This window comes from Tessaracoccus bendigoensis DSM 12906, assembly GCF_900141915.1.
Taxonomy (GTDB): domain Bacteria; phylum Actinomycetota; class Actinomycetes; order Propionibacteriales; family Propionibacteriaceae; genus Arachnia; species Arachnia bendigoensis.
Genome location: NZ_FQZG01000122.1, coordinates 1 through 5,330, shown reverse-complemented (window position 1 = coordinate 5,330; position 5,330 = coordinate 1). Strand labels below are relative to the sequence as shown.

General features: G+C 67.2%; 7 protein-coding genes. 1 reads left to right on the top strand and 6 read right to left on the bottom strand.

Features of this window, described 5'->3' with window-relative positions:
• Window positions 1-230: 230 nt before the first annotated feature.
• The 5 genes from BUC15_RS18370 to BUC15_RS18350 are packed head-to-tail and all read right to left on the bottom strand — an operon-like array spanning window position 231 to window position 3,669.
• The gene (locus tag BUC15_RS18370) at window positions 231-1,244 is read right to left on the bottom strand and encodes a WD40 repeat domain-containing protein (protein ID WP_139280364.1); all 1,014 of its coding nucleotides are present in this window, start codon (window positions 1,242-1,244) and stop codon (window positions 231-233) included.
• A 27-nt stretch (window positions 1,245-1,271) separates the two neighbouring features.
• Window positions 1,272-2,297 carry a hypothetical protein gene (locus BUC15_RS18365; RefSeq protein WP_073191456.1) on the bottom strand — a complete coding sequence of 342 codons (1,026 nt, stop codon included), beginning with the start codon at window positions 2,295-2,297 and terminating at the stop codon, window positions 1,272-1,274.
• A gap of 3 nt (window positions 2,298-2,300) precedes the next feature.
• The gene (locus BUC15_RS18360; RefSeq protein ID WP_073191453.1) at window positions 2,301-2,609 is read right to left on the bottom strand and encodes a hypothetical protein; all 309 of its coding nucleotides are present in this window, start codon (window positions 2,607-2,609) and stop codon (window positions 2,301-2,303) included.
• Window positions 2,606-3,157: a hypothetical protein gene (locus tag BUC15_RS18355; RefSeq protein ID WP_073191450.1), complete on the bottom strand. Its 552-nt coding sequence runs from the start codon at window positions 3,155-3,157 to the stop codon at window positions 2,606-2,608. Before BUC15_RS18355 ends, BUC15_RS18360 begins: the two co-directional genes overlap by 4 nt.
• A complete protein-coding gene (locus BUC15_RS18350) occupies window positions 3,154-3,669 on the bottom strand; it encodes a hypothetical protein (RefSeq protein WP_073191447.1) in 516 nt (171 codons plus the stop codon). The genes BUC15_RS18355 and BUC15_RS18350 overlap by 4 nt, the downstream gene beginning before the upstream one ends.
• A gap of 240 nt (window positions 3,670-3,909) precedes the next feature.
• Between BUC15_RS18350 and BUC15_RS18345 the strand changes: the two genes are divergently transcribed.
• A complete protein-coding gene (locus BUC15_RS18345; protein WP_073191444.1) occupies window positions 3,910-4,827 on the top strand; it encodes a hypothetical protein in 918 nt (305 codons plus the stop codon).
• A gap of 73 nt (window positions 4,828-4,900) precedes the next feature.
• Here the strand turns inward: BUC15_RS18345 and BUC15_RS18340 are convergent, their stop codons facing one another.
• Window positions 4,901-5,104 (bottom strand): hypothetical protein, encoded by a 204-nt coding sequence (locus BUC15_RS18340; protein WP_073191441.1) that lies wholly within the window; start codon window positions 5,102-5,104, stop codon window positions 4,901-4,903.
• Window positions 5,105-5,330: the final 226 nt, after the last annotated feature.

The following is a 5,330-nucleotide window of genomic DNA, read 5'->3' as shown; positions in this document are numbered from 1 at the left end:
GCCGGTTGAGCCGCCTTGTGAGGTACGAGCAAGGCGTGACGAAACCATCGTGACGTTGTCCGGGGGCTCGTGGTCAGGTCTGTGCACCGTGTGCCAGGTGGTTTCGTCACGGGCCGTTCGAACCTCTCGGCCCGGCTCAACCGACGCCGTGGTCGGGTTTCTGCACCGTGTGCGGGGTGGTTTCGTCACGGGCCGTTCGTTCCTCTCGGCCCGGCTCAACCGGCAGCACGTCAGGGCCGATCGAAGCTCCGCTTCACCTCGCCCGTCGCCACATCCCACTCCAGCAGCCCCTCTTCCAGGTGGACCGTCAGGAACCGATCGTCATCTAGGAAGACCACGCCTCCGGTCCTCGACGGCAACTCGATGCTGCGCGGGGTCCCTCCTCTGGCGACGTCGTGCAGGCGGACGCCGGCGTCGGTGCCGAAGGTCGCCAGCAGCGCCCCGCTCGGCGCGACCGCCGCCGACAGGGCCCGCGCATCAGGGTAGGTCATCCGGATTTCCCAGCTGCGCGGATCGACCGACGCGAAGCCGTGCTCGCCGGTCGCCCCCATGAAAACGGACGAGCCGTCCCTGGTCCCGATGGCTGGCGCTCGCAGGTCGTTTTCGAGAAGCGCGACCTTCTCGTGGGTCGCGGCGTCGTAGACGGCAACCCGGTCCGACCCACCGACGAGCAGGTGCCGACCGGTGAAGCTGAGCTGGGTGGGGCCGAAGTCGAGTTCGACCACCCGGCCCGGCGAACACGTGGCGACCCCGAAGAGCCGCAGCGTTGCGTCGTGGCCCGCCGAGGCCAGCGTCGCGCCGTCGACGCTGACGGCCAGCCCGATCGACCCGAGCGACGGCGAGTCGTCGGCCTCGATCAGCCGGTGGCCGAGCGGAAGGTGCGTGGCTTCACCGGAGTCGACGTCGAGGATGGCCGCGTCGGCGCCGACCGCCCAGGCGACCCGGCTCCCGTCGAGCCACACCGGCGTGCCGCGCGTGAACTCGTCCCGGTGTGCGCTGATCGTGCCGGTGGACACATCCCAGACCGGCAGCCCCTTGGAGCCGCCGATGCTGGTGGCGGAGACGGCGCGCGATCCGTCGGGGCTCAGCACGATCGGTTGTGGAAGCTGCCTTCCTCCTGGCGGTACAGCCTCAGCGGGTTCTGGCAGGCCCGGCAGGCAGCCGCCACCCTCGGAGTTTCCCGGTGCGCAACCCGTCAACGCGGCAGCGACACCCATCATCAGCACCCCTCTACGGCTCACCATCTTGGACCTCCGAACCATCCACCCTGCCTATTTCACAAGCTCTTCGAACTCCTGGATCGTCAGCCCGTCGGTGAAACGGTCGCCGCTTCGACGTGCATCGATCTCCACCGGACGTTCCCAATACCCCTTGTCCCGGACGTGGCTGGCGTTCCCCTCCTTCAGGCGCTGTACGTCTTCGGTGCTGACGCCGTACTGCTCCTGCAACGGGTCTGGCACGCGCCCGGCGAGGACGTCGTCGAGGTATTCGGGATCACGGGCGATGTCGTCGTATTCGTCCATGTAGACGTACTGCGCCATGTGTTGCATCTCGTGAACGGGGACCCCGATCATGTCTGGGCTGTCGTAGTAGGCCTCGTTGATGCGCAGCTTCCCATCGCCTGTCCGCACCCCCATCGAAGTGTCCGACGGGTCGTTGTAGAACTCGATCGTGGTGCGCGGAATACCGAGCCGGTCGGCTTGCTGATCGGCGAGCAGCTGCATCAACCGGCGCTTCTGTTCCACGCTCAGGTCGTCCCACGCGTCGGCGATCTCCGGGGGGACGGCCGTGTAGTACTCGACCGCGAAGGGCGACGGCAGCATCAGGCCTGCGAATGCGGCGTCGATGACGCTGGTCGTGGATGACTCGACGGCGACCAGTCGGCGACGCGCGGCAGCCACGATCTGGATCTGACGGATGCGCCCCTGGGCGAGGTTGGGGTTGAGGAGCTCGCGTAGGAACGGTTGTTCGGCCGCCTTGGCGATGCTCTTCATGGCCACCTTGCAGGTGGCCAGGCGGGTGGCCGCGACCACGAACACCTCCTGGGTGCGGGCGGCGGCTTCGCTGAGTTGGGTCAGGTGTTCGGCGGCGGAACCGCTGCCCTGCGTGTTGGCCAGGAACGCGTCGGTCGTCGAGCCCTGGTTGTCCGCCGCCACCGACGATACGGCCTCCTGCACCTCGGCCGAGGCGGCTGCGGCTGCAGCGGCGAGGGCGCCGTAGTCGCCTGCCCTCTCGGCGAGGGTGCTCGCGGCCAACTGTGGAAGTTGGACGCCTGTAAGAAGGAATATGAAACTCATGGGTCAGCTCCAGAATCTCTCGGCGGCGCGGGTGCCCCGCTCCTCCATCTGCGCGTAGTTGGCGCCGGTGGCGGCCATCTTCGACGCATCCGAGTTGAGGGCCTCGACGGCCTTGCCGACGAGCTCGTACCAGGGGATGAGTAGCCCGGAGTCGCCGCGCACGGCGGCCGCGTCGACCGGTGAGGACGACGGGGCGGCGATGGCTGCTGCCACCGTCACGCGGTGTGCGCCGCGGGAGAAGGCATCGGAGGCCTCCTGCACACGCTCGCTTGCGGCCACCCAGGACTGGGGTGTGAAGACGACATCGTTCACAGCAGGCCCCTCTCTATCCGGTCGACATCTAGCGCCAGGGCATCCCAACTGGGTGACTGGTCGGTCGGGTCGACGGCGGCGACGGCGTCGACGAATGTGGTCTCGTAGCGCTCCAGCGCGTCATTGAGCGCCACGCGGATGGCATTCTCGGCGTCGAACGGGCGGCTTCGGTCGAGGAGGGTCGGATCGATCCACAGGGCTTCGATGACACCGTCGACGACGCGGGCAGTGGTTTCACTGGCGGTGGGCTCGCCGTCGCGCGACCTGGTGCCCGATGGAGATGGGGTGTCTCCGAGCACCGTGCCCAGGAAGGTGAGGACGCGGTCGCGGGCGGCGTCGACCTCGTCGGGGGAGGTGAGCAGGTCGTCGACCTGCCTTGTGAGCGCCGTGTTGGTCGCCCGGGTGACGGCGTCGGCAAGGTCGGGTTCGCGGTCGCGGTCCAGTGAGGTGCGGTCGAGCTGCAGGGTGGTGATTCTGCCGTCGGTGACCTCGACGAAGACCCAAGGCGCGGCGATCTCCGCCGTCGTGCTGATCGGTTGGCTGGTCATGCTGACGCTCCTGCCGGGCGGGCGGATCGGTAGATGGCGAACCAGGACTCGCCGCGGTCGTGCTCGATGACGTCGCGTGGGCCCTGGGCTGTGATCGCGAGGCGCTGTTGGACGGGTGTGCGTCTGGTCCAGCGCAGGAGGTCGTATTCGTCGTCGACGCGAAGCACGATCCATGGGCGCTCCCGGCTGCCGTCTCCGGTCCTGATCAGGGTCTGGATCGCCAGGCGCGTGAGGAATCGCTCGCGCCCTGCTTCGGCGTCGTCTCCGACGGCCGCGAGGGATTCGGCGAGCAGGGAGTGGGCCGATGGGCTGAGGAAGGCGCCCGGCATCCATTGGGCCACCAGGTTGATCGCCTCCCAGTGCCTGCCGGATGCTGCGAGGCGGCGGGCTTCGAGCATGAAGCGCGGGGTAGGCGTGTAGCTGGGGCATGCGAGGATCGCCTCGCGGAGGGCGTCGAGCGTGACGGCGTTGGCGTCGTCGATGTAGTCGGCCGCTGCGTCCTTGAATGCCATGGGCGTCTCCTCGTTTGGCCACCACAATAGGCAACAGAGGGATCAGCTGAGGCTGAGCGCCTGCCGCTTGACGGGAAATGAGGTTTAAGATCGCGATGTTGGTTCGTCAGTGAACCAACATCGCGATCTTAAGCGGGTTGGGACGAGGTAGCACTCGGGTGTTGTCCGTATCGCGTCGGGTGCTGTCTGGGCGTCGGGATCGGGTCGATGCGCGGGTCGTCAGGTGTCAGCCTGTGGCGCATGCTGTCGAGAACCCCTCTCCCAGACGCGGTGACACGTCTGATCCGCGACCAGTGCGGAGTCGTCATGATCGCGCAACTGCTCGACGGCGGCCTGACCCGGCAGGTCTGCCGTCGCCTGACCGCGTCGTGGGCGCGGATCGCCCCAGGGCTCTACATCGACGGGTCGGTCTCCTTCGAGTCAGCGGCGTGGGCGGGTGTGCTCCGCGCGGGGCCTGGCGGTGTCGTCGGCGCCGATGCCGCCGCCTACCTGAATGGGGTTCTCCGTGACCCGCCTGCGGAAGTGATCGTCTGGTCGCCAAGCACCCCCAGGCCTTTTGCGGTGGAGGGTTGGAGGGTGACGTTTCGTCGAGGCCGACGCGTCGGGCGCGGCTCCCCGCCAAGGCTGTCGGTCGAGGCTTGCCTGGTGGACCTGGCCAGGGATCACGACGAGGTCGGGGTCGTCGACGCCGTGGCTCGGGCGCTGGCGCAGCGTCGCACGACGCCCGAACGTCTCCTCGCCGCGGTGTCCGACCGTGAGCGCGTCAGGCATGCCCGCACCATCAAGGATCTGTGTGCGGCCGCCGGTGCAGGGATCGAGAGCGGGCTGGAGTGGCTCTTCCAGCGCAATGTCGTCGCTTGGCATCGGCTCCCGGTGCCGAGACGTCAGGCGTCGACCCAGGAGGGCGGGGTCGACGGCTTCTACGACGAGTGGGGCGTGATCGTCGAGTTGGATGGCATGCGCGACCACTGCGACTGGTCGAAGGACATGCTTCGCGACAACGCGCACGCGGTGCGGATGGACGCCGTCACGTTGCGCTACGGCTGGAACGCGGTGACGAGGCAGCCCTGCGAGGTTGCGGGCCAGGTCGCCGATGCGCTCGCTCTGAGGGGTTGGAAGGGCCGGGTGCGCCGTTGTCGTCGGTGTCGACCTCGCTGACATCGTGATGTTGGTTCGTCAGTGAACCAACATCACGATCTTAAGCCGATTCACTCCGTGCCGACCCACGGACTCAGGCATTTCCCGCGCTTCGGCCTCTGGGCTTCCTGTAGACGACTTCCCCGGCCTCATTGACCTCGGGGAACTCTCCTTCCGGATAGATGATCGTATCGACGACGGCGGTCCTGAGCCAGGCCGCGATACGCTCGGCCTCCTTTTGGTTGGCTACCCGGAGGGGCTTTGCTCCGGGCCATTCCAGTAGTACGAACCATGCCATCTTGGGATCCCCGATTTCGTTGGGTGACAGATGCGAACAATTCTGGTGGGAAGGGAAGCAGGGCGTCAACAGGTGGGGAAGGGGCGCGCGTTGGGCGATGATTCACATTGTAAAAGGCCGGTTGTGATGGGGGATCTGACCAATTGGCTCAGGGCATGATCAGTGTCGTGTCCAGCTTTGATTCGCTCTTGAGATGAGGGTGCCTTGCGGCTCGAAGCCCAACAAG

Bases quoted from the DNA above. Each gene is read 5' to 3' on its own strand.
- BUC15_RS18370 (WP_139280364.1), bottom strand. From the start codon at position 1,244: ATGGTGAGCCGTAGAGGGGTGCTGATGATGGGTGTCGCTGCCGCGTTG.
- BUC15_RS18365 (WP_073191456.1), bottom strand. From the start codon at position 2,297: ATGAGTTTCATATTCCTTCTTACAGGCGTCCAACTTCCACAGTTGGCC.
- BUC15_RS18355 (WP_073191450.1), bottom strand. From the start codon at position 3,157: ATGACCAGCCAACCGATCAGCACGACGGCGGAGATCGCCGCGCCTTGG.
- BUC15_RS18350 (WP_073191447.1), bottom strand. From the start codon at position 3,669: ATGGCATTCAAGGACGCAGCGGCCGACTACATCGACGACGCCAACGCC.
- BUC15_RS18345 (WP_073191444.1), top strand. From the start codon at position 3,910: ATGCTGTCGAGAACCCCTCTCCCAGACGCGGTGACACGTCTGATCCGC.
- BUC15_RS18340 (WP_073191441.1), bottom strand. From the start codon at position 5,104: ATGGCATGGTTCGTACTACTGGAATGGCCCGGAGCAAAGCCCCTCCGG.